Here is a 23,618-nt window from a genome sequence, read left to right as displayed (position 1 = left end):
GTCGTTATATTTTTTGTGATTAAATTTGTTAACATCATAATCCCTATTGTTCACCTTTGTCAACGATATTTCTTAAAAACTTTAAAAATATTGACTTCAAAAGTCTGAAAAATAACCAATTACGAACAATTTATGTATTATATTATTTTATTGTTCGTCTTTTTGGGGAGTACAATGAAAGCGCTAACGCTATTTGAAAAGTCCGATAGTATCAGGTTTCTGTGCAGTTTTAGAATAAAAAATTATATGGGAATTAAATGGAATAAAATAGAGGTTTTATGCTAATTGTCGATGGTGTGGATCCGAGAAAGCGAACGATTTTGTTTGTCACATTTTAGACAAAAATATGAATAGTAGAAGGTAAATAGACTGTGAGAGAAGAATGTTAGTTAAGGATATGGATTTGGGGGTGTAAGAATGAAGTATGATGTTGCAATAGTCGGTGCTGGACTTGCAGGATTAGTCGCAGCTTGTGAATTAATCGATGCAAAGAAAAAAGTTCTTTTAGTAGATCAAGAGCCTGAAAATTCAATCGGGGGACAGGCATATTGGTCGTTCGGTGGAATATTTTTAGTAAATTCTCCAGAGCAACGAAGGCTTGGGATTAAAGATAGTAAGGAGCTTGCATGGCAGGATTGGCAAGGAACTGCAGGCTTTGATCGTTTAGATGATGAGGATTCTTGGGCATATAAATGGGCAAGAGCCTATGTCGATTTTGCTGCAGGTGAAAAATACGACTGGTTAAAGTCAAAAGGAATAAAGTTTTTCCCCGTTGTTGGATGGGCAGAGCGGGGAGGTTCGTTAGCAGGAGGACACGGCAATTCAGTACCAAGGTTTCACATTGTCTGGGGAACAGGCCCTGGCATTGTAAAGCCATTTGTAGATAAAGTGAAACAGGCTATAAAAGATGGATTTATTGACTTCAAGCCAAGACATCGTGTGGATGAATTTATCCAGCAAGAAGGGGAGATTACAGGAATTAGCGGAACGGTGCTTGCTGAAACCTTTATTAATCGAGGTGAAAAAAGTTCCAGATTAGGGATCGGTGAATTTTCCTACGAAGCTAAAGCTGTGATTGTGGCAAGTGGAGGTATTGGGGCAAATTTTGATTTAGTAAGAAAAAATTGGCCTGCTCGATTAGGGACACCTCCTAAAAATATGGTATGTGGTGTGCCAGCTTACGTTGATGGAAGAATGCTAGAGATTACGGAACACGCTGGGGGACGCATTGTTAATCGTGATCGTATGTGGCATTACACAGAGGGGTTAAAAAATTGGGATCCGATATGGCCTAACCATGGGATTCGGATATTGCCTGGTCCCTCCTCCCTGTGGTTTGATGCAGAGGGGAATCGTTTTCATGCACCCAACTTTCCAGGGTTTGATACGCTCAGTACGTTGGAGGCGATTCAAAAAACTGGTTATGACTATTCCTGGTTTATTTTAACGGAAAAAATTATTGAGAAAGAATTTGCTTTATCTGGCTCAGAGCAAAACCCAGATTTAACAAACAAAAGCATTAGCGATGTTCTAAAACGCATTTTACCAGGCCCACCGGCTCCGATCCAAGCTTTTAAAAATCACGGAGAGGATTTTGTGATTGCACATGATCTAAAGGAACTTGTAGATGGAATGAATAAACTTGCTGGGAATGAGCTACTTGATTTCATGAAGATTAAAGAACAAATCTTGGCAAGAGATCGTGAAATGGACAATAAGTTTACGAAGGATTTGCAAGTAAACGCTATTCATGGAGCAAGAAATTATATTGGCGATAAATGGGTGCGTGTTGCCAAGCCACATAAAATTTTAGATACCAAAAATTGGCCTTTAATTGCTGTTCGCTTAAACATTCTAACAAGGAAAACTTTAGGTGGCTTACAAACAAATTTAAATGGTGCTGTTTTAGGTATGGACGGTCAGCCAATTCCTGGGTTATATGCTGCTGGTGAAGTAAGTGGTTTCGGTGGCGGTGGTGTCCATGGCTACCGCGCTTTAGAAGGGACATTTGTAGGTGGGTGTTTATTTAGTGGACGCCAGGTAGGACGTTATTTAGGACAAGGATAAAGTGTATAAATAAGAGCATCGTCTTGATAAACGATGCTCTTTTGAACTGATGATCACTATGCTGAATTTTTTGAGCTGCAATGACTATGAAATAATCCCCTGAATTAAATTGAATGGATTTGGGATCTTACTTGCCCAAACTACAGGGAAACTATCTTTAATGCATTATCTCTCTAAGTATTAACAATTTGATTGTTGGACCTCTGCAATCTTAGCAATTTGCGCTTCAACTTGTTCCTTTGTCCAACCATTTTCCTCCACGAAAAAGTTGCGTTCGGCACGGCGACAATCATCTGAACAGCTACGCATGTAAAATGCCTCGTGTTTTTCTTCACAAAGCATTAATTTATGACACGCAGGGTTTGCACAGTTTGTATATCGTTCAGAAGGTTCCCCTGTAAAATAATCCTTCCCAACAATGACATGCTCCACCTGATTAATCGGTACACTTCGACGACGGTCAAAAACAAACATTTGACCATCCCATAATTGACCTTTTACTTCAGGATCCTTCGCATATGTAGCAATACCGCCGTGCAATTGACCTACGCTCTTACCATAGCCCTCACGTTTTAGCCAACCTGAGAATTTTTCGCAGCGAATACCACCTGTACAATAAGTTAAGATCTTTTTATCTGCAAAATCTTCTTTATGTGCCTCCATCCAAGCAGGTAGGTCACGGAAGTTTTCGATATCTGGTCGTACAGCACCTCGGAAATGACCGAGATCATATTCATAGTCATTACGGGCATCGATGATTACTGTGTTGTCATCTTGCATCTGTTCCATAAATTCTTTAGGTGTTAAATAATCACCTGTGATTTCTAACGGATTGATATCCTGTTCTAAGCCTAGGTGAACAATTTCCTTACGAGGACGTACATGCATTTTTCTAAAGGTATGCCCTTCAACCTCATCAATTTTCCACATAATATCATTAAAACGAGCATCAGCCTTCATATGGCTCATGTAAGCATCTGTTTGCTCAATGGTACCTGATACAGTTCCGTTAATACCTTCGTAGCCTACTAAAATGCGACCAAGAAGCCCTATCTCTTTACACAGTGCTAGATGCTCTTCTGCAAAAGCTTCAGGGTCTTCAATCGTAATATATTTATAATAAAGTAATACACGATAGTCTTTTTGTGTCAAAATACGTTACCACCTTTATCTCAATATTCGTCCTTTAATATAGCATAACAAGGAGCATTTTTGCTTAGAGAGAAGGAGTTTTCTAAAAAAACACGAATTATATATAGTGAATGACTATTCATATTTGGGGGTTATAGAGATGGAATTTTCAACAATTACTTTAGAAAAATTAGAACGTCGCGCAACATTAACGTTGAATCGTCCGCAGGCGATGAATGCTATGGATGGTATTATGATGCGTGAACTAGCAGAATGCTTTGAAGCTCTACAACAGGAAAAAGATATTCAGGTGCTTGTTATTCGTGGAGAAGGAAAGGTCTTTTCTGCGGGTGGTGATATAAAAGCAATGCTAGATGAAAGCAAACCGCTGAATATTGATGAGGCAATGGTTTATCTGACACGTATCGTAAAGGCATATTATCAGCTACCGATGATAGTGATTGCAGCAGTTCATGGAGCTTCAGCAGGTTTAGGATTTAGTCTAACACTAGGGGCAGATATTATTGTAGCCTGTGAAAATAGTAAGCTTGCTATGAATTTCATTGGAATAGGACTGATTCCAGATGGTGGCGGTCATTTCTTCATGAAGGAGCGTGTAGGTACTGTTAAGGCAAAACAAATGATATGGGAGGGGAAGGTATTAACAGCAAAAGAAGCATTAGATGCAGGATTAATTGATTATATTGCACCTGAGGGCACTGTATTTGCAATGGCAGATCAGCTGGTGGGTAAAATGCTTGCATCCCCAATATCTTCCATGATTACGACGAAAAAAATTCTGCATGCACAAAATATGCCACAGCTAGAAAATATCTTAGCATTAGAGGCTGAGGGACAGTCTACAATGCGTAAAACATCAGATCATATTGAGGGCATTCATGCTTTTGTAGAGAAAAGAACGCCTGTCTTTGTAGGTAAATAAAAATAATAAAAGGCGCGTAGCAAACACTTGACTACGTGCCTTTTATTAGCCACTAAACATGGAATAAAATTAATTTACCTGAAGCGTTTACAAGACGATGAGTTTTATCGGCAACACCTTTTTCTTCAATTTGTTGTTGTCCATTTAGTTTAGCAGCCTCATCATTTTCAAAAGTCCAAGTTTCATCAAATAATGTTTCTCCTGTTTTTTCAAAAGCTGTAAAACGATAATTCTCCATACAGACCCCACCCTTTTACTTGAATATATTTCTATTATACATAGAAGATTTATAAACTTCACGGTAAAACTAGTGGATTTTTTGATAAATTACGAAAATTGTGGAAAAAGTGAGGCAATGTTGTTTTTTCCGTAATAGCATTTTTCATCAAACATGAATTATGATAAAATAGAACAAATATTCGGTATTGGTTAATCAGCATATTATTACTTTGGTTTGCACTAAAGAGAGAATTATCTACTATTTGAGGTGATTGGATGTCAGCAATTCGTTTTTTCCATATGGCAGATTTACATTTAGATAGTCCATTTAAGGGCTTATTTGGTCTACCCGAACACATTTTAAAGAAAATACGGTTAAGCACTTTTGAAGCGTTCGATAAAATTATCGTTAAAGCGATTCAGGAAAAACCTGATTTTTTACTAATTGTTGGGGATATTTATGATGGTGAAAATCGTAGCTTGCAAGCACAACGAAGATTTCAAGATGCAATGGAAAAGCTCTTTCAACACAATATCCCTGTGATTGTGAGCTACGGAAATCATGATCATTTAAATGGCACATGGACACGCTTTGCTTTACCAAGTAATGTCTATGAATTACCGGCTGAAACGAGTGTAGTTCAATTAAAAATACGTGGTCAGCAAGTGAATATATATGGTTTTAGTTATCCCGAACGTCATTTAAGGGAATCCGTTATCGAAAGCTATCCAACTGCGCATGATCAGCATGCCCTTCATATTGGTATGCTACATGGCAGTGAGGCAGGCAATACGACACATGATGTGTATGCCCCTTTTACAAAACAGCAGTTACTTGAAAAGAACTATCATTATTGGGCGCTTGGCCATATTCATAAACGACAGCTTTTACACCAAAACCCGCCCATTGTTTATCCGGGCAATATTCAAAGTCGACATCGTAAAGAACAAGGAATGAAAGGTTTTTATGATGTGACGTTATCCAAAACATCGACTGAGCTTGATTTTATCTCTACTTCTGCTGTCGTTTATAGCACGATAGAGGTGGATTGTACGGATGTGGTACACGCCAATGAATTGCTGAAGAGATGTGCAGAAGCGATTACAGCCAATAGAAAGAAGTTTGGCGCATCAGTAGTAGAGCTTCATTTGCAACAAATTGACGAACAAACAGAAGCTTTATTTGAGCATGCAACAGTAGATGCATGGTTAGAGACTATTCGAGAGGCTGAGGAAGGTATTGAGCCAATGTGTTGGGTACAAAAAATGGTGTTGCAAAAGGCCGCGAGATTTTATGAGCATACCGCAACTACCCAATCCGTTGTGAGCTTAATGGAACAGTGGGACAGTAATGAATGGAAGGATATTTTAAAAGATTTGTACCAATATGCCGGTGGGGCAAGGCTAATAGAGCCACTTAGTGAAAAGGATATTGAGAACTTAACGCATCGTGCACAGACATTATTAGCAGAAGAAATTCAAAGGGCGTGATTACATGCTGACAATTCAAAAAATCCAAATTTATGGCTTTGGTAAGCATGAAAATATCTCCATTTCGTTAAATGATGGTGTCACTATTTTTTATGGTTTAAATGAAGCAGGAAAAACGACGATTCAACAGTTTATACTACAAATGCTTTTTGGCTTCCCTACAAGGCAGCAGACACAGCGCAAATATGAGCCGAAAATTTCGACAAAATATGGGGGTCAGCTGACACTTTTGCATCCAATTTATGGTCAATGCACAATTGAACGTGTGAAAGGAAAAGCTGTTGGTGATGTTACTGTCTATCTTGAGGATGGTACAACGGGGCATGAGGAGCTGTTAGGAAAGCTTTTATATGGTTATTCTAGGGCATCCTTTGAAGCCATTTTTTCTTTTTCACTGCATGAGCTACAAGGTATTGAAAAAATGTCTGAAGAGGAGCTAACTCATTTGCTACTTGCCTCAGGTACAACAGGTATTCAGCATTTATCCACCCTTGAAAAGAAAATGGATAAAGAGGCTAGTGAGTTGTTTAAAAAGACAGGTAAAGTGCCATTGATTAATCAAAAGATCGAGCAATTAAAGCAGCTGGAGCGGACGATTAAACAGGAACAGGGAAAAATACAAACCTTTGAGGATAAATTACAGCAATTACAGTTACTCGAGCAAAAGTTAGAACAACTATATGGTACGCAAAAACAGCAACAGCAACAGTGGCAGCAATTAACTATTCAAAAGCAAGCGCTTCCTCTTCTCAAGCAGCAACAGACTTTGCAACAAACAATGACCAATTATCAGCATGTTCAGTTTCCATCAGAGGGTATTAGACGTTATGAACAAATAAAGGATCGTCTGTTACATGAAAGTCAACAACTGATGCAATTAAAGGAGCAGCATCAAACATTGCAGGAGAAACTAATAGCAGCAGTGGATGAGCAAAAGGTTAATGAAATGGCTTACCTTATGCAAAAAGAGGCAACGTGGCATCAGCTAATGGTGAAGGAGCAAAATTTACAGGATGATCTCTTTTTACTCGAACAAGAAATTGAAGCACAGTTTCGTTTACTAGGTGTAACAGACAAAGAGGCACAAGAAAATCTTCTGAACGAAACAGTTTCACTCCAACAGGAGCAACAATTTCAGCTTCAAATAAGTAAATTAGAGGAGGCCGAGGAGGAGCTAAAATTTTATCTACGTTCACTCGATCAAGTACACCAAGAGTTAGATGCAATAGCCAAACAGAAGCAGCAGCTAATGCTTGAGTCATTAACAAGCGAGGAAGAACATATTTTAGCACAGTGGCCACAACAAAAGCGGAGGCTTGAGCAATTACGTGCTGCCAAATCGCAACGCAGTAAGCAGAAGCAGCCTCATTATTTTATCTGGCTTGTACTACTGATTGGTTTCATGTCGTTTGCTTATGGCGTATTTGAAAAAAACATAGTTGTAATCCTAATTGGAGCAGTTTTATCATTGCTAACCTTTTTGTTTATTCGATATGTTAAGCAAGCAGATGAACCTACTAATAAAGAGCACAATTTCCTCCTACGGGAGTTAGAGCAGGAGGAATTGACAGTACAAGCAGTTCTTTTAAAGAAGCAAAGATATGAAGATCGTTGGTTACACATCAATGAACAGCAGAAAGAAAAAGAGCAGCAATACACTTCTCTTGAATATAAAATTCAACAAGCGGAGGTAGAGAGTGAAGAAGCCACTCAGACACTCCAGCATTTTTTAAAGCGTTATCGCTTACAAGGAACGATAGCTAGAACGCTAATGCCCGAATTATTTATGCGTATTCGTGGTGTACAAGAATTAGCAGCTAAACGAAACAGTACCTCAAGTCTATTGCAAGAAACACAGGTAGAAAAGAGCAACATTTATGAGCAGCTTCAACGGGTTTTAGATGGAGCCTATGATGAACAGGAAATTTATATGCATTTACGAACAGCCTACCTTGAAGCACAACAGCATCAGCAGCAAGCACAGCATGCAAAAGATCAGCTAGCCAACATCCAAATAAAAATAGAAGGTGGACAATCAAGAATGGATCGTTATACAGCTGAAATGTACGAGCTATTCAGTGAAGCAAAAATCCAAAATGAACAGGCTTATTATGAAATGCATGAGCAATTTGAACAGAGAAGAAAAATTGAGACAGAATTGCAAACTGTTCAGGCTCAATTATCTTCACTCGATCTTCAACAGAAGAAAAATCTGATGGAGGACACTGTTAACGAGGGCATATTTGCTTTACAACAAGAGCAGCAGTCATTGCAATTAGAAATTGACCAATGTCTTGAACAACGTGCCGCTTTGCTAATGGAAAAAGAACAGCTATTAAATGATGAAAAGTATGGTCAATTGCTTCAACAGTTTGAGCAGGAGAAAACAGAATTGCAGCAGTTAATAGAGCAATGGGCAACTAAAAAAGCTGTGGCAACAGCTATTCATGAAACTTTATTCCGTCTTCGCGAAGAAAAATTACCTCATGTCCTTGCAGAGGTAAATGCCATATTCCGTTTACTAACAGAAGGAAACTATGACAAACTTTCGATTCATGAGGAAGGTTATTTTGTAGCACAGGATGCTGCAGGAATACGTTATCAAATGGTGGAGTTGTCGCAGGCTACCAAAGAGCAAGCTTATATTGCATTGCGAATGGCTCTAGCAAAAACCCTAGTGAGCGCAGCTCCATTTCCCATGATTATGGACGATCCTTTTGTCCATTTTGATCGAAACCGCACAGACAAAATGGTACAATTAATGAAAGAAGTAGGATATGAACGTCAAATTTTATATTTTACTTGCCATGATACAATGCTCAAATATTGGCAGAGAGATCAGATTGTCGATATAGGAGCATTAGCAAATGAAAGGGGAGTGGCGTCAACATGAAAGGGATTACGACGCTCCAAGTTGGAGAAGCAGTTGATCAATTTTTATTAATAAAACAAGCGACAAAAGGTGTTACAACCGTTGGAAAGCCATTTATGTCGCTATTATTACAAGATAAAAGTGGGGATATAGAGGCAAAGCTATGGGACACGAATGAGGATCATGAAAAGATGTACCATGCGGAAGCCATTGTACGTGTTGGCGGAGAGATTCATGACTATAGAGGAAAGAATCAATTGCGTATCAAATCTATTCGTGTTGCAAAGCCAGAGGAAGGAATCGCTATTCATGATTTAGTGCCGTCCTCTGCAACACCGAAAGAACAACTATATGAAGAATTAACACAATTTTTCTTTGATATTAAAAACCCAAATATCTCACGAATTACTAGAGCGGCTATAAAAAAACACCAAGAGGCCATTTTAGTTTTTCCAGCAGCGACAAAAAATCATCATGACTACGCGTCAGGTTTATTAGATCATATGGTCTCTATGCTTAAACTAGGTAAAGCCATTGCTGATCTATATCCAACACTAAATCGTGACTTATTATATGCGGGAATTATTTTACATGATGTAGGCAAGGTTGTAGAGTTATCAGGACCAGTTGCCACAATGTATACAGTAGAGGGCAATTTATTAGGCCATATTACGATTATGGTGAATGAAATTGCTAAGATTGCTAGTGAGCTTGAAATTGAAGGTGAGGAAGTCATGCTGTTACAGCATATGGTATTGTCTCACCATGGGAAAGAAGAATGGGGTAGCCCGAAAAAACCGATGATTCAGGAAGCAGAAATCTTGCATTATATTGATAACATTGATGCAAAGATGAATATGTTAACAAGAGCATTAGGAAAAACGACACCGGGTGAATTTACAGAGAGACTCTTCCCACTGGATAATCGATCATTCTATAAGCCTACTATTTAAAAAGCAGTATAAATCAGCCCATAAACTAACATTGCTGTCTAGCTATTCGTTATTAATTTCTCTGAGTCTAAGTATTCATATATTTATTAATAGTGCCTAACTATTGTACCAATGTGAATATTTATTTTAGAATAGAGAGAGAAATTATAGGAATGGGGAAAAGTAATGGATACAGAGGGACTTTTTTCACGGAAAATTAAGTTTTGGAAAAGTTTAATTTTCAAAATGATATTAGCAATTGGCATAAGCTTGTTTATTAGCTCCCATATTTCAGAATTTGTTAGTCGTCAATTCGAGAAAGTAGTGCATTTAAATGGTAGTGCAGGGGTTGTCATCAATACATTTATTTCGTTATTTATCGGCACAGTAATTATTTCGTTATGTACAAGGTATATCGTCTTAAGGCGTGTAAAGCGTGTGTTAAATGCTATGACACTGGCTGCTGATGGCGATTTAACTGTTCGCATTGATGATCGATTGAAAGATGAAATTGGTCAATTATCGACTGAATTTAATCATATGTTAGAGCAAATTGGCACGGTCATTGAAAAGACGAATAAAGCATCGACAGATGTATCAGCCTTTACAAAGGAATTTACAACGATTACCGAGCAAAGCAGTCAAACAGTTGAAACTATCTCCAGTGCCATTGGGGAAATTGCCTCCAGTGCAGAAGGACAATTAAGGCAAATGGATTTATTATCTGAATCGGCACATTTAATCACTAAAGATATGGATCATGCATCTTCTGCTGTACAGGCAGTGGCCTCAATAGCGAATGAAACGAACCAAAAGGCTGATTTAGGATTACAGTTAATTGAGCAAACGATTGAGAAAATGAATACCATTAATGAATCTGTTCATCAATCAACCGAAGTTGTGAATGCTTTAGGTGAAAAATCAAAGGAAATTAGTACGATTGTAGCGCTGATTACAAGTATTACAGATCAAACAAACCTGCTTGCATTGAATGCATCTATTGAAGCAGCTCGTGCAGGAGAGGCTGGAAAAGGCTTTGCAGTAGTGGCAGATGAAGTAAGAAAGCTAGCAGAGGAATCTGGAAAAGCTGCAGATAATATTCGAACATTGGTGGATGATATTTTAAACCAAACCTCCAGTGCTGTTTATGCTATTAATAGTGGGACGCAGTTTGTGGAGGAAGGGCGTGAATCTGTTGAACAGACAGGCGATACCTTTAAAAATATAGTCGTAGATTTGCAACAGATAAGTCATCGTACAAAGGAAGTAAAGGATATTGTCTTGCGTGTCAATGAGAAAACAAGTCAAACAGATGAGGCTGTAAAAGAAGTCGTTGGCATAGCGAATGGCACATCTTCAGGCATACAGCATATTGCTTTATCAATTGAGCAGCAAAGTGCCTCTAATGAGGAAATAGCAAGTGCTGCAAATGTTCTTCAAACAATGTCAAACGACCTACAAACTGAAATTAGCCAATTTAAAGTAAAATAGAGAAGAAAAAGAAGCATCTGATATATCAGGTGCTTCTTTTTTGTATAGACTCGTCTCTAAGTTATTTAGATTCCTTGTCAGTATCTTTTGCTTTATCTTCGGAATCCTCTTTTGGCGCATTTTCTTCAGCCTTTTTAGCTGCTTCTTCAGCTGCTTTTGCTTGTTCTTCACTTGTTGTTGTAAAGAATTTAAGTGATTCTTTTAAATCTTTATCAGATGTTTTTACATCTGCATCTTTAGCCATCTTTGCAACAATATCTTTAAGAATCGTTTGAGCTTCGCCAGTTTGGTTCAGTTTACTTAACATAGTTGAACGAATGTTTTCTTCTTCGTCTTTAAATGAACCTACGCCTTTTACATCACGCTTGTCCGTAATTTCAATTACGTGGTAACCAAAGCTAGATTTTACTGGTTCACTTAATGTATTTAATTCAAGAGCATAAGCAGCATCGTTAAACTCGTCAACCATTGAACCTACAGAGAACCATCCAAGCTCTCCACCTTTTTGAGCAGAGCCAGTATCTGTTGAGTACTCTTTTGCAACGTCCTCAAACTTAGCGCCACCCTTAATTTTTGCAATCACTTCTTTTGCTGTTTTTTCATCTGCTACTAAAATATGACGACCATTTAGTTCTGTTTTCATTTGCTCGTAGTATTTTTTCACATCTTCTTCTTTAATTGCTTGATCTTTTAAAGCTTTTTCTTGAAGAAGTTGAACACGTAAAGAATCTTTAAAGCCCTGTTCAGTTAAGCCACTTTCAGCAAGCGCTTGTGAAAAGCCATCACCAAATTGTGATGCAGTAGTGTCATAAGCTTCTTTGATTTCTTTATCTGTTACTTCATATTTGTCAGCTAAAACTTTTTCAGTCACCATTTGCTGCATTACATATGAGCCTGTTAAAGCTTTTGCCTTTTCATTAAAATCAGCTACTGAAATATCGCCCACTTTAGAAGTAACGATTGCTTTGCTGTCTCCGCCGCTACAAGCACCAAGCGCTAATACAGATGCAGCTAGAGTTAAAGATAAAACTGTCTTTTTCATAGTGGATATTCTCTCCTAACATGGTTTCGTCCATTTTTTACTATAACATAAACGATTTAAAAACAAAATGGTTCCCCCTTGAGTATTGCCTATATTTCAAATTTTGAAGCGCATAGGATATAGAAAAGAAAGGGGGTGAAGTTATGGGCAACGGAGGATACGGTGGCGGTGGCTACGGCTCAGGCTTTGCTTTATTAGTTGTGTTATTTATTTTATTAATTATCGTTGGTGCAGCGTTCCTATACTAATTAATAAAACAGCGAAAAGCTAAGAGCTTTAACTCTTAGCTTTTCTTGACAATGTAGGCATTCGCGCCGCATGCCTTAGATTCTAAACAATTTAATTGATTAGTAAAAGTTGTTGCATGGGGGGCTCGACTTATCTTCGAGCGTGCGGACGGGCGCGGATGTCACATGTTTTTGAAAGGAGCTTTTCAAAAAAAGCCAGAAAAAATTAGATTCCATTACGCCGAGGCGTAATGGATTTTTCTGCTATACTGCATATAAAATTTCAATGTAGAATGAGACAAGTAGGATAGTAATAAGTATATTTATAGTTCGGAATATTTTTGGTTGGTTTTCTTCGGGAATTTCACGTCGCATGCATAGAGCATAGGTCATGCGATTAATTTGAAATAAATAGAATACCGAGAATAGAACTACAATCATTAATAGCAAGTCTATTCCTCCCCTCTTTCAATAGTAATAGCATAACAAAGAACGTCAATAAAAAACAAGTACAAGCAATTTAGTGAACGGTCGGTGGAACTAAAATTTCATAGCCTTTAGGTGTTTCTTCTATTTGCGAATTTTTAGGTGAATTCAATAGATATTTCACGTAAAGGATATCAATCAGACATAGACTACAGTGATAGGCTAACAGCAATGTCCCATAATGGGTATAGGCTGGTAAAAGCCATGTTCCAACTATAATACTAGTATTTAGAACGATAAAAGGCGTAAGTAATGCTAAGATGTATCGATTTTTAGATAAAGGCTCTCGAATTCGCATGTGTAAAACAGGAATTATATAAAACTGACTACGTACGCGTAATTTTAAATGCTGGCGTAAATCAAATAGAGCCACAAAGTGCAAAAATTTATGAATGGGATAAAGTGTTAGCACAGCTATTACAAAGAGCCAGAATAGTCGATCTGTATAATGCTCTTCATTGAATAAATTAAACGTTACATACGAAACAGAAAAGACCACTAAAAAAGTAATGACACCCATTATAATAATACGCGTAGTACCGTAATGATGTTCTAAATTTAAAATTTTCCAGCAATGCATGGTTTTTTATCAACTCCGAAATAGGAAGTGTCCTATTTAATGTAAATTGAATTATGTTAGAATGCAAGAAAAAGGAGGCACTTCAGAAATATTTCTGAAATACCTCCTTCACATGACTCATTCCTGAATGAACAGTATAACTCATTTTTGTTCAACTTATAAATAATTGCAGGAAAAATTATGTGCAGTTTGAAGCTTCGTCTTATCCTTTTACAGGTGTGCGTTCTTCTAGCGTGTCAAAGGAATCACGGAAATGTTGGAAAGAGCGTTCGAAAATATCGATGAAATCCTCACCATAGATATTGCGAATAACAGCCATTACATCTAAAAAATCAGGGAAACGGCCGTATAAATCTTTTAATGCTAATGACCCTTCAAGTACAGAATGGTACGTATTATGGTAGTTTTTATTCATCTCTACAATGAGCTCTGTGCCGGCTTCTGTAAGCTCAACATACGTATTACGTTTATCGTCATCACGCTTGGAAAACTTAAGAAAGCCACGCTCTTCTAATTTTTTGGAGAAATTAAATGCTGTAGAAACATGCATAACGCCAAATTTCGCAACATCAGAAATGGAAGCACCTTTTAAATGGTATGAAATCCATAAAATATGGTGTTCATTAATATTTAAATCATAAGGTTTAATCCATTGTTGCCAATCCTTTTCAACCGCTTTCCACAGCGCTTTTGATAACTGTGCGATTCTTTGACTATAAAGCATCGCTTCTTTTTGTGTATATAATTCCTCTGACAAAGCCATCACCTACTGCTTTCTTTCACATTTTTAAAAATATTATAGCAGTAAAGAAAAAAAGTTTAAAGTTAGAAAAATTAAAAAATTGAAAAGTGGTTAAAAAATAATATTATAGCAATAGTTTTTGGTAAAAAAATAGATTATCCGACTGTGAATAAGGACTTTAGTCGCTAACTTTTTCTTGAGGTTTTTTCTTGTTTTCCGTAATTTGTGCAATGTTTTTCTCGATTTCGCTTATCGAATTCTGTAAAGCATCTAATTCTTGTTGCAAATTATTTTTCGTTGGTTCGATTTCTTCAGTAAAAGTCGTAATTGTTTGCTTTAAATCATTTATTATTTGTGGGATATTATTTTTTACTTCATTTGTTAGTGTATTAACAGATTGTTTTACAGTTCCTACTTGTTGTTTTACATCAAGGAGCATACCTTTTGTTTGGTAAACATTTTGTCTAACAGAAGCACGTAGCTGTTGCCCAGATTGCGGCGTTGAGAAAAGCACAGCAATTGTCCCGCCGATAATTCCTGTTGTTAGTCCTAGTAAAAATGGTTTTGCTTTCATATTAGATACCTCATTTCTAGTCATGTTTATTTACTATTAAACCATGAAATGCATAAATACAAAAAGAAAAAAGAAACTAAACGAGTGATTTGGCCATCACAGTTTAGTTTCTTTGGATTATTTAAGTGTTTATTTATGATATTTGAGAAATAGCTGTATTGAACTTGGAGCGCTTCACTAATTTTGAAACAATTGGATATATCACTGCAAAAGCAACAACGTTAAATACGACAGCTGGAAGGACAACGCCAATAAATAGCATCGCAAACGTTGCACCAACATTTGCATTGAATACAAAAAGTGCAACTGCTAAAAAGACAGTTCCTGAAAGAATCGTTCCCAAACCAACTAATACAGCAGATACGGCGAAGTGACCTGCCAGTTTTTTGAGAATGAGTAAAGCAGCTAAAAATACAAAACCAGTAACAGCTTTATCAATAATATTTGGAACAAGACCTGCTGGGAATGTTGTAAATAAACCTGAAAGTACCCCTGTTGAAAGAGAAAGTAGGAACGTTTCTTTCACTGTTGGGAATAATAAAATACCAATAAACATCATGGTTAACATAAAATCAGGCTTCATCCCATTCACCATTCCTGGTGTAACCACGTAAAGAGCAGCACCGACACCTACTAACAGTGCCATTAATACTAAATTCTTTGTATTCATTTGAATCTCTCCTCGACTATGCTAATCTATTTGTCTCCTAGCGTGTCCTCTTGACCGCTAGCGAAACTTATTTGTGATTGTACGCTAAATTTTAAAAATTTGCAATACAGCATTCTGAACATTCAGATGTTAATATATTACAAATGGCTTATAGATTGGCTTTAATACTTTCTGCTACTTCTGCCAACTGCTCTGGTGCGTATGTTTGTGTTTGCCAAATTAAGCCTAGCCCTTCTTTTTCATCGTAACGCGGAATAAAATGTAAGTGGTAGTGGAAAACAGTTTGTCCAGCAGCAGCACCGTTGTTATTAATTGTATTCAAACCAATTGGCTGAAACGCTGCTTTTATAGCATTCGCGATTTTTGGTGCAACAGCATATAAATGACGTGCTACTTCCTCTGGCATTTCGAATAGATCCTGGCAGTGATGCTTAGGAATTAATAGTGTGTGTCCTTTTGCAACAGGTGAAATGTCCGTGAATGCATAGACATGATCGTCTTCATAAATTTTTGTGCTTGGAATTGATCCGTCAATAATTTTGCAAAATAGGCAATCGCTCATAAGAATTTCCCCCTTAACGTATATGTAAGTACATTCTATCATACTCAAACCTGTATCATTTGCTAATTTTTGATAAAATATAAAACAAGAAGAGGAGTGAGAATATGTCAGTATTAGAGGTACAGCATGTAACAGGTGGTTATACAAGAAAACCTGTTATTAGAGATCTATCTTTTACGATTGGAAAAGGTGAATTAGTTGGCTTAATCGGCTTAAATGGAGCGGGTAAAAGTACAACGATTAAACATATTATAGGAACAATGTTGCCAAAGGAAGGGGACATACGTCTAAATGGTGTAACATTAAAGGAAGATACGGACAAGTATCGTACAGCCTTTTCCTATATTCCTGAAACCCCTGTATTATACGATGAGCTAACATTAAGAGAGCATTTAGAATTAACTGCAATGGCTTACGGTATTGACAAAGCAACACTCGATGCTCGTTCTGATGTACTGTTAAAAGAATTTCGAATGGAGAAAAGATTAAATTGGTTCCCTTCACATTTTTCAAAGGGAATGCGTCAAAAAGTTATGATTATGTGTGCCTTTTTAGTGAATCCAAGTCTATATATTATTGATGAACCTTTTGTGGGATTGGACCCATTAGGTATTCAATCGTTATTAGATCAAATGGATGAAAAGAAAAAAGAAGGCGCTTCTATATTAATGTCTACACATATTCTATCAACAGCTGAAAAGCATTGTGATCGCATTATCTTATTGCATGAAGGAAGAGTTCGAGCACAAGGAACAATGGCTGATTTACGTCAATCATTTGCTATGCCGTATGCAACATTAGATGACCTTTATATTGCTATGACAAAGGAGAGGGACCATGAAGAACTTGCGTGATGTATGGTCCTCTCGCTTCATGCATTATATAGGAGAAGTACAAAAATATATGCAATTTATATTTACAGGGCATATAGTCATTGTACTTGTATTTCTAATAGGAGCAGGGGGCTATCAATATAGCGAATGGCTGAAAGTTGTTCAAAAAGACTTTCCAGCAGAAATCGTGATAGCTGTTATCATTGGGGCGATATTGGCCTTTAGCCGTCCAACTACATTGTTGAGAGAGCCAGATCAAGTATACTTATTACCTTTAGAATCAAAAATGTCTCTGTACTTCAGCAAGGCGCTGGCTTGGACGTTTTGGTCTCAGGTGTGGATTGTAGCGATTGTCTATATTGTTAGTATTCCATTATTAAAAGCCGTGACGGAATTATCCACGGTGGAAATATGGACGATCTTTTTACTTACCATTGTATTGAAATATCTAAGTGTTCGAGGAGAATTCAGCTATCGTTATAGTGAACGAGGGCAAATGGTTTGGGTGGACAGGTTTATTCGAGCTGTCATTTTTGTGGCTGCTATTTATATGGCGCTCCATGCGCAGTTGCTATTAGCAGTAGTAGCTACAATTATTAGTGTTATATATATTATTGTCTTTAGTAAAAAATCAGCTGGCGAACCTGTGCCGTATGAGCATTTTGTCAAGCTTGAACAAAATCGTATGATGAGCTTCTATCGTTTTGCCAATTATTTTACAGACGTACCTCATTTACACGGTAGCATTCGACGTCGAAGCTGGATGGACTGGCTTTATCGATTTGTACCGTATGGTAAGGGGAATGCTCAAAAGTATTTGGTGTTTCGTACCTTTGTCCGGACAGATGACCATTTCTATTTATGGCTTCGTCTTACGGCCATTTCAGCAATCATTGCAGCTTTTGTAGACATTCCTGTCGTTACATGGATTGTAGCGGGTGCACTAAGCTTTGCCACAACAATTCAGTTAAAACAAGCTTTGCTATCCAGTGGCGAATTTCGAATGGACATGCTCTATCCGTTACCAGAGCATGCTCGTCAACTAGCTGTGAAGCAAATTGTGCGTTTAGCAATGATTACTCAAGCCATTATTGTAGGTTTGTGCGCCATTACACAGCCGATGTTTTATATAGCCGTTATTATAGTTTTGGTGATTAGTGAATTAACAGCCAAAATGTCCAAATGAAGAGGCTATAGCTGACAAATTGAAAAGCTCATTTTCCAATGCAAACATTCGGAAAATGAGCTTTTATATTAGCTACTCAATATCTTCTTTTGGTATTGCATTGTAAGTTGTGACATAAGAAGCTGCTGAAAAGATATTTTGCTGGCGTACGGCAGTTGAGTCATCTGTTTTAGCATGAGCTGATTCAAATGCTTTCGAGCTTTTCCAAGCTTCAAATGAATGTGGTCCATTCCATTGAGTCATGACAATATAAGTCTCACTCTTAATTGGACGTAATAAACGAAATGCAACAAAGCCAGGCTCATTTTCAATAGCGCGTGATCGTTCTAAAAAGCGGTGCTCGAAAACTGGCCGTCCTTCATCTGTTACAGGAATATTATTGAAAACAAAGAAACCACGTTCCTCTAAATCATTTACTGCATCCAGCACTTCAAATTTACGGGGTGTCGCAAATACTGTTTTTCCTTCGGTTTCATGTATCAGTACAGAGTTTCCTTCCCCATGAATTAAAATCATATGCTCATTAGGATACTTATTTTTTACCTGCTCCAAAAAATCACCAGTACCAGAAGTTAAATAAATATACATGAATTTATCCTCCTTATGAATCTTACTAATATAGCGTGATTATACCCTTTCTGGTGTAAGTCTAACGCTCCGTTCAAAAAGAATATGTCGAGAAAGAACAATTTTATGACATTTCACTAGGAAAACTATACAATAACAGAGGAAGCGTTTACTATTGGAAACGGATATCAATAATAAAGGAATAAACAAGCGATTTTTTATAGTAAGAATTTAACGAGGGGAAGGAATTATTCATGACAACTTTTAATGATACACTTCTACGTGCTGCACGTGGAGAAAGGACCGCACATACACCTGTTTGGTATATGCGTCAGGCAGGACGTTCTCAGCCAGAATACCGTGCAATTAAAGAAAAGTATTCCTTAGAGGAAATTACACATCAACCAGAGCTATGTGCGTATGTCACTCGTCTACCTGTAGAGAATTACAATGTGGATGCTGCAATTTTATATAAAGATATTGTCACACCTCTCCCTGGAATCGGGATAGATGTGAAAATTAAGGCAGGTGTTGGTCCTGTTATTTCTAATCCTATTCGGTCAGTAGCAGATGTAGAAAAATTAGGTGAATTCAATGCCAAAGAGCATACACCATTTGTTTTAGAGACAATCAAGTTACTTGCAGAAGAGCAATTGAATGTGCCTTTAATCGGCTTTGCTGGAGCCCCATTTACACTTGCAAGCTACATGATTGAAGGTGGTCCTTCAAGAAACTATAATAAAACAAAGTCATTTATGGTATCAGAACCTCAAGCTTGGTTTGCTTTAATGGATAAACTCGCTGACATGATTATTGCAGATGTAACGGCTCAAATTAAAGCTGGTGCAAAAGCTATCCAAGTGTTCGACTCATGGGTTGGAGCCTTAAATGTAGAGGATTACCGTGTATTCATTAAACCGATTATGACTCGTATTTTTGCAGAGTTGCAAAAAGAAAATGTACCACTAATTCAATTTGGAGTTGGTGCTAGCCATTTGGCAAAAGAATGGAATGATTTACCGATTGATGTTGTGGGCTTAGACTGGCGTTTACCTATTAAAGACGCGCGTGCCAATGGTATTACAAAACCTGTACAAGGAAACTTAGATCCATCCCTATTACTTGCAGATTGGTCAATTATTGAAAAACGAACAAAAGATATTATCGATCAAGGTCTAGAAATGCCAGGTCATATCTTTAATCTAGGCCATGGTGTTTTCCCAGAGGTTGACCCGGATGTCTTAAAACGTCTTACAACGCTTATTCATGAATATAGTGCTCAACAAATTCATGCTCGTTCTTTATAGAAGTCAATCAAATGTGAATAATATGTCCTTTTCTATATAGGAAATTTTAATTTCAATGTAGAAAAGGAGCTGTCCAATAATCAAGATTGGGCAGCTTCTTTTTATCACATAATGTATGAAAACATAAAACAATTTTAGAGGTGAAAAGGGTAATGAAAGAAGTTAAAGGCTTACTAGTAATGGCATACGGAACACCTTATAAAGAAGAAGATATTGAACCTTACTATACGCATATTCGTCATGGACGTAAACCTTCTGCAGAGCATTTAGAAGATTTACGTAGCCGCTATGAAGCAATCGGTGGTTTATCTCCATTAGCTGCGGCAACAGAAGCACAAGCTGAAGCATTATGTGCACGTTTGAACGAAGTACAGGATGCTGTAGAATATAAATTGTTTATTGGTTTAAAACATATTCATCCATTTATAGAAGATGCAGTTGAGCAAATGGTAGCAGAGGGCATAAAAGAAGCGGTTTCTATTGTTTTAGCTCCTCATTTCTCTACTTTCTCTATTAAGTCTTATAATGGTCGTGCTGAAGAGGCAGCAGGAGGTCGCTTAAAGATTACTTCTGTAGAATCTTGGTATGACGAGCCGAAATTCATTGAGTACTGGAAACAACAAGTGAATGAGACATTCAATGCAATGTCAGAAGAAGAACGTGAAACAGCTTGTCTAATTGTGTCAGCACATTCATTGCCTGAAAAAATTAAAAACTTAGGTGATCCATATGAAGATCAACTTATTGAAACAGCTCGTCTTATTCAAGCTGCGACAGGTTTAAAAAATGTAGAGGTTGGCTGGCAATCAGCAGGCCAAACACCAGAGCCTTGGATTGGTCCAGATGTTCAAGACTTAACACGTGAGCTATTTGAAGAAAAAGGCTTCCGTTCATTTGTTTATACACCAGTAGGTTTTGTAACAGAGCATTTAGAAGTGTTGTATGACAACGATTTTGAATGTAAAGTTGTTTGTGATGAACTTGGTGCAAAATACTATCGTCCAGCAATGCCAAATACACACCCATTATTTATTGAGGCGATGGTAGAGGCGATTCATAAAAAATTAAGCTAAGCGAAAAGAAAGTGATGATGTTGGTGACTCAGAAAAGACGAAAGGTAGTTGTCGTAGGCGGTGGCATTACAGGCCTTACAGCTGCGTTCTATATGCAAAAAGAAGCAAGCACAAAAGAATTGCCATTAGATATCGTACTTGTCGAGTCGTCATTACGTCTTGGCGGAAAAATTCAAACTCTAAGAAAAGATGGCTTTATTATTGAGCGTGGGCCAGAATCTTTTTTTGATCGTGAAAATTATGTCAATGCTTTAGCAAAGGATCTCGGGATCGAACAGAAACTATTAACAAGTAATGCGGGGCCAAACTATGTTGCTGTTGGTAGTCAGTTATATCCAATACCTAGTCATCTCCTATCAGGAGAGACACCCCATATCTCTTCATTTATAACGTCAGGCTTGTTTTCACTTAGTGGTAAAGTTCGTGCGGCGGGGGACTTTTTCATTCCCCGTTCAACACAGGATGACGATCAACCATTAGGAGCGTTTTTTAGAAGAAGATTTGGTGCGGAGGTTGTGGAAAATCTAGTAGAGCCCTTACTAGCGGGTACATTTGCAGGGGATATTGAGCAATTAAGTATGAGTTCAACATTCCCACAGCTTTATAGTTTAGAACAAAAATATCGTAGTTTGCTGATTGGTATGAAGAAGTCAGGAACGAATTTCTTAAGCAATCATCAGATAGCTGAAAATAAAGGAATCTTTCAAACCTTTAGCAATGGCCTAGAAACACTCATCGAAAGTATAGAAGAATCACTACTTCCGGGGACCGTGATGAAGGGTGTCAAAGTAGAGGAAATAGAGCATGGTAAGGATGGCTCAGTTCAGGTGATGCTCAATAATTTCTCGCATATCAAAGCGGATGCTGTTATTATTGCTACCCCTTTTAATATGGCTGAAAAAATGTTTAGCAAGCTAAGTCTATTACATGAATTGGGGACAATGAAGGCTGCGACTATTGCTACCGTTACAATGGCCTTTAAAAAGGAACAGCTCGGTGATTTAGATGCTCTTTCTTTTTATGTCTCTAGAAATAGTGATTTTTCGATTACTTCTTGTACTTGGATGAATCGAAAATGGCCAGGTACTTCACCAGAGGATTATGTATTATTACGTAGTTATATTGGTCGAGTGGGCGACGAAGCGATTGTGGCTTTATCGGATACGGAGATTGAAAAAACTGTGCTTCAGGATTTAAAGAAAACGATTGGTATCGATGGCGAACCTATTACAACTGTTGTAACACGTTGGAAAAATGCGATGCCACAATATACAGTTGGACACGAGGCGAAAGTCCTTCGTATCAAGCAGGAACTACAAGAACATTTTCCAACAGTAAAGCTAGCAGGAAGCTCGTTTGAAGGGATATCGATTCCAGAGTGTGTGCAGCAAGGTAAACAGGTTGCAAATGAAGTATTAATGGAAATCTTCAAGTAATACAAATTAGATGGTACAAACATTTATTATCAATGTTTGTACCATCCTTTATATTGTCAAAGAAATAGCCAACCACTATTTTGAGGTTGGCTATTTCTTCTAAGAATTGTATTGCTTATTAATGTCCTAGCCCTAAGAAATTCGATGACATGACCAAACAATACCACCAGAGTTAGCGCCGCCTAGTGTAAGAGAGATGGTCAATCCATTGGCTTCATAGAACAAATCGATCGTATCTCCAGCATTTAAATCCACTTCTCCTGCTAAAGTGATTGTGCCATTTCCAAGAACTGCGCGTAATGTTAATACAAGTGCCACATTGACGTTTAGTACAGGGAACAAGCCACTAATTAAATTTGTAGTAGCATTTTGTCTAATTGCAAATGAAGGGTTTATTCCTGCTCCTAAAGTAACGGTAATAGCCGCAGCAGTGGAGTAGTTAATGGTTGCTTCAAAGGAATACCTACCTGTAGTTGGTACAGTGAATATACCAGTTGTTGGATTGAAAGCAGGTGTTGTAAAGTATGGTGAAGCGACACTCCAGTTAGTGATTGGAGTAGATCCACTAACAGTCAACGAGTTTTTAAAGGCAGAGAACCCTTCAGTAAATGCAGGCCCAGTAGTACCAGTCATCCCAGTAGGTCCAATTGCGCCAGTAGCCCCGGTTACACCAGTAGTCCCAGTCGCCCCAGTAACGCCAGTAGCCCCAGTTACACCAGTAACGCCAGTGGCTCCAGTAACGCCGGTAGCGCCAGTAGAACCAGTTACACCCGTAGCGCCAGTAACCCCCGTAGCGCCGGTAGCTCCAGTAGCTCCAAATGCCCCAGTCGTTCCCGTAACGCCAGTAGCCCCAGTAACGCCAGTAACGCCGGTAGCGCCAGTAGAACCAGTTACACCAGTAGTCCCAGTAACGCCAGTGGCTCCAGTAACGCCAGTAGCCCCGGTTGCACCAGTAGCGCCAGTAGCGCCAGTCGCCCCGGTAGCGCCAGTAACACCAGTAGCGCCAGTAACACCAGTAGCGCCAGTAGCGCCAGTAGCGCCAGTAACACCAGTAACACCAGTAGCCCCGGTTGCACCAGTAGCCCCAGTAACACCAGTAGCTCCTGTAACACCAGTAGCCCCAGTAACACCAGTAGCGCCAGTAGTCCCAGTAACGCCAGTGGCTCCAGTAATGCCAGTAGCCCCGG

The 23,618-nt window shown here is 38.1% G+C and carries 22 protein-coding genes, 1 pseudogene and 1 other annotated feature (1 of these 24 running past the window's edge); of the genes and pseudogenes, 12 read left to right on the top strand and 11 right to left on the bottom strand.

The genetic code is table 11. The features are described 5' to 3' along the window. Window positions 1-14 (bottom strand) — a binding site (T-box leader); it reaches 228 nt to the left of the window's first position. A 403-nt stretch (window positions 15-417) separates the two neighbouring features. Then, window positions 418-2,067 (top strand): FAD-binding dehydrogenase, encoded by a 1,650-nt coding sequence (locus tag CD31_RS03735; protein WP_036075857.1) that lies wholly within the window; start codon window positions 418-420, stop codon window positions 2,065-2,067. Between the two features lie 180 nt (window positions 2,068-2,247). Here the strand turns inward: CD31_RS03735 and trhO are convergent, their stop codons facing one another. Continuing rightward, window positions 2,248-3,219 carry an oxygen-dependent tRNA uridine(34) hydroxylase TrhO gene (gene trhO / locus CD31_RS03730; protein ID WP_036075855.1) on the bottom strand — a complete coding sequence of 324 codons (972 nt, stop codon included), beginning with the start codon at window positions 3,217-3,219 and terminating at the stop codon, window positions 2,248-2,250. Between the two features lie 139 nt (window positions 3,220-3,358). Here trhO and CD31_RS03725 point away from each other — a divergent pair, with 139 nt between their 5' ends. Beyond that, a complete protein-coding gene (locus CD31_RS03725; protein ID WP_036075854.1) occupies window positions 3,359-4,141 on the top strand; it encodes an enoyl-CoA hydratase in 783 nt (260 codons plus the stop codon). Window positions 4,142-4,193: 52 nt separating this feature from the next. Here the strand turns inward: CD31_RS03725 and CD31_RS03720 are convergent, their stop codons facing one another. Beyond that, the gene (locus CD31_RS03720) at window positions 4,194-4,379 is read right to left on the bottom strand and encodes a YhzD family protein (RefSeq protein ID WP_036075853.1); all 186 of its coding nucleotides are present in this window, start codon (window positions 4,377-4,379) and stop codon (window positions 4,194-4,196) included. 257 nt (window positions 4,380-4,636) lie between these two features. On the opposite strand from CD31_RS03720, the gene CD31_RS03715 reads away from it, so the two are divergent. The 4 genes from CD31_RS03715 (at window position 4,637) to CD31_RS03700 (ending at window position 11,146) form a co-directional block, all read left to right on the top strand. Next, a complete protein-coding gene (locus CD31_RS03715) occupies window positions 4,637-5,851 on the top strand; it encodes a metallophosphoesterase family protein (RefSeq protein WP_016992104.1) in 1,215 nt (404 codons plus the stop codon). A gap of 4 nt (window positions 5,852-5,855) precedes the next feature. Then, entirely contained in the window at window positions 5,856-8,744 is a 2,889-nt protein-coding gene (locus CD31_RS03710; RefSeq protein ID WP_036075851.1) for an ATP-binding protein, read from the top strand. Continuing rightward, complete coding sequence (yhaM, locus tag CD31_RS03705) at window positions 8,741-9,676, top strand: 3'-5' exoribonuclease YhaM (RefSeq protein ID WP_036075849.1); 936 nt, start codon at window positions 8,741-8,743, stop codon at window positions 9,674-9,676. Before CD31_RS03710 ends, yhaM begins: the two co-directional genes overlap by 4 nt. 165 nt (window positions 9,677-9,841) lie before the next feature. Beyond that, the gene (locus CD31_RS03700; protein WP_036075847.1) at window positions 9,842-11,146 is read left to right on the top strand and encodes a methyl-accepting chemotaxis protein; all 1,305 of its coding nucleotides are present in this window, start codon (window positions 9,842-9,844) and stop codon (window positions 11,144-11,146) included. A 61-nt stretch (window positions 11,147-11,207) separates the two neighbouring features. On the opposite strand, the gene CD31_RS03695 is transcribed toward CD31_RS03700, so the two are convergent. Further along, the gene (locus CD31_RS03695) at window positions 11,208-12,188 is read right to left on the bottom strand and encodes a peptidylprolyl isomerase (protein ID WP_016992099.1); all 981 of its coding nucleotides are present in this window, start codon (window positions 12,186-12,188) and stop codon (window positions 11,208-11,210) included. A 143-nt stretch (window positions 12,189-12,331) separates the two neighbouring features. On the opposite strand from CD31_RS03695, the gene CD31_RS22840 reads away from it, so the two are divergent. After that, entirely contained in the window at window positions 12,332-12,436 is a 105-nt protein-coding gene (locus tag CD31_RS22840; RefSeq protein WP_004230765.1) for a YjcZ family sporulation protein, read from the top strand. A 243-nt stretch (window positions 12,437-12,679) separates the two neighbouring features. Here the strand turns inward: CD31_RS22840 and CD31_RS23755 are convergent, their stop codons facing one another. The 6 genes from CD31_RS23755 to CD31_RS03670 form a co-directional block, all read right to left on the bottom strand. Beyond that, on the bottom strand, window positions 12,680-12,865 hold the full coding sequence (locus CD31_RS23755) for a hypothetical protein (protein ID WP_008173337.1): 186 nt from the start codon (window positions 12,863-12,865) through the stop codon (window positions 12,680-12,682). Window positions 12,866-12,935: 70 nt separating this feature from the next. Further along, entirely contained in the window at window positions 12,936-13,481 is a 546-nt protein-coding gene (locus CD31_RS03690) for a DUF3267 domain-containing protein (RefSeq protein WP_036075845.1), read from the bottom strand. Between the two features lie 202 nt (window positions 13,482-13,683). Beyond that, on the bottom strand, window positions 13,684-14,244 hold the full coding sequence (locus CD31_RS03685) for an HTH-type transcriptional regulator Hpr (protein WP_016992097.1): 561 nt from the start codon (window positions 14,242-14,244) through the stop codon (window positions 13,684-13,686). Window positions 14,245-14,401: 157 nt separating this feature from the next. Beyond that, window positions 14,402-14,797: a YtxH domain-containing protein gene (locus CD31_RS03680; RefSeq protein WP_016994893.1), complete on the bottom strand. Its 396-nt coding sequence runs from the start codon at window positions 14,795-14,797 to the stop codon at window positions 14,402-14,404. 133 nt (window positions 14,798-14,930) lie between these two features. After that, window positions 14,931-15,467 carry a tryptophan transporter gene (locus CD31_RS03675; RefSeq protein ID WP_016994892.1) on the bottom strand — a complete coding sequence of 179 codons (537 nt, stop codon included), beginning with the start codon at window positions 15,465-15,467 and terminating at the stop codon, window positions 14,931-14,933. Between the two features lie 148 nt (window positions 15,468-15,615). Continuing rightward, the gene (locus CD31_RS03670; protein ID WP_016994891.1) at window positions 15,616-16,029 is read right to left on the bottom strand and encodes an HIT family protein; all 414 of its coding nucleotides are present in this window, start codon (window positions 16,027-16,029) and stop codon (window positions 15,616-15,618) included. 104 nt (window positions 16,030-16,133) lie between these two features. Between CD31_RS03670 and CD31_RS03665 the strand changes: the two genes are divergently transcribed. Further along, entirely contained in the window at window positions 16,134-16,883 is a 750-nt protein-coding gene (locus CD31_RS03665; RefSeq protein ID WP_036075843.1) for an ABC transporter ATP-binding protein, read from the top strand. Then, window positions 16,867-18,048 (top strand): ABC transporter permease, encoded by a 1,182-nt coding sequence (locus CD31_RS03660; protein WP_036075842.1) that lies wholly within the window; start codon window positions 16,867-16,869, stop codon window positions 18,046-18,048. Before CD31_RS03665 ends, CD31_RS03660 begins: the two co-directional genes overlap by 17 nt. A gap of 72 nt (window positions 18,049-18,120) precedes the next feature. Here CD31_RS03660 and CD31_RS03655 read toward each other — a convergent pair whose 3' ends face one another. After that, window positions 18,121-18,636 (bottom strand): antibiotic biosynthesis monooxygenase family protein, encoded by a 516-nt coding sequence (locus CD31_RS03655; protein ID WP_016994889.1) that lies wholly within the window; start codon window positions 18,634-18,636, stop codon window positions 18,121-18,123. 233 nt (window positions 18,637-18,869) lie between these two features. On the opposite strand from CD31_RS03655, the gene hemE reads away from it, so the two are divergent. The 3 genes from hemE to hemY all read left to right on the top strand — a co-directional run bounded on the left by hemE (window position 18,870) and on the right by hemY (window position 22,431). After that, the gene (gene hemE, locus CD31_RS03650) at window positions 18,870-19,922 is read left to right on the top strand and encodes a uroporphyrinogen decarboxylase (protein WP_016994888.1); all 1,053 of its coding nucleotides are present in this window, start codon (window positions 18,870-18,872) and stop codon (window positions 19,920-19,922) included. Between the two features lie 152 nt (window positions 19,923-20,074). Next, entirely contained in the window at window positions 20,075-20,995 is a 921-nt protein-coding gene (gene hemH, locus CD31_RS03645; RefSeq protein WP_036075840.1) for a ferrochelatase, read from the top strand. Window positions 20,996-21,009: 14 nt separating this feature from the next. Then, window positions 21,010-22,431: a protoporphyrinogen oxidase gene (hemY, locus tag CD31_RS03640; RefSeq protein WP_036075839.1), complete on the top strand. Its 1,422-nt coding sequence runs from the start codon at window positions 21,010-21,012 to the stop codon at window positions 22,429-22,431. A gap of 132 nt (window positions 22,432-22,563) precedes the next feature. On the opposite strand, the pseudogene CD31_RS03635 reads toward hemY, so the two are convergent. Further along, window positions 22,564-23,618 (bottom strand): annotated as a pseudogene (locus tag CD31_RS03635) (collagen-like protein); the annotation flags it as partial.

This window comes from Lysinibacillus boronitolerans JCM 21713 = 10a = NBRC 103108 (genome assembly GCF_000772935.1).
Classification (GTDB): domain Bacteria; phylum Bacillota; class Bacilli; order Bacillales_A; family Planococcaceae; genus Lysinibacillus; species Lysinibacillus boronitolerans.
The sequence above is the reverse complement of the archived record's forward strand: the minus strand, read 5'-3'. Positions and strand labels throughout refer to the sequence as shown.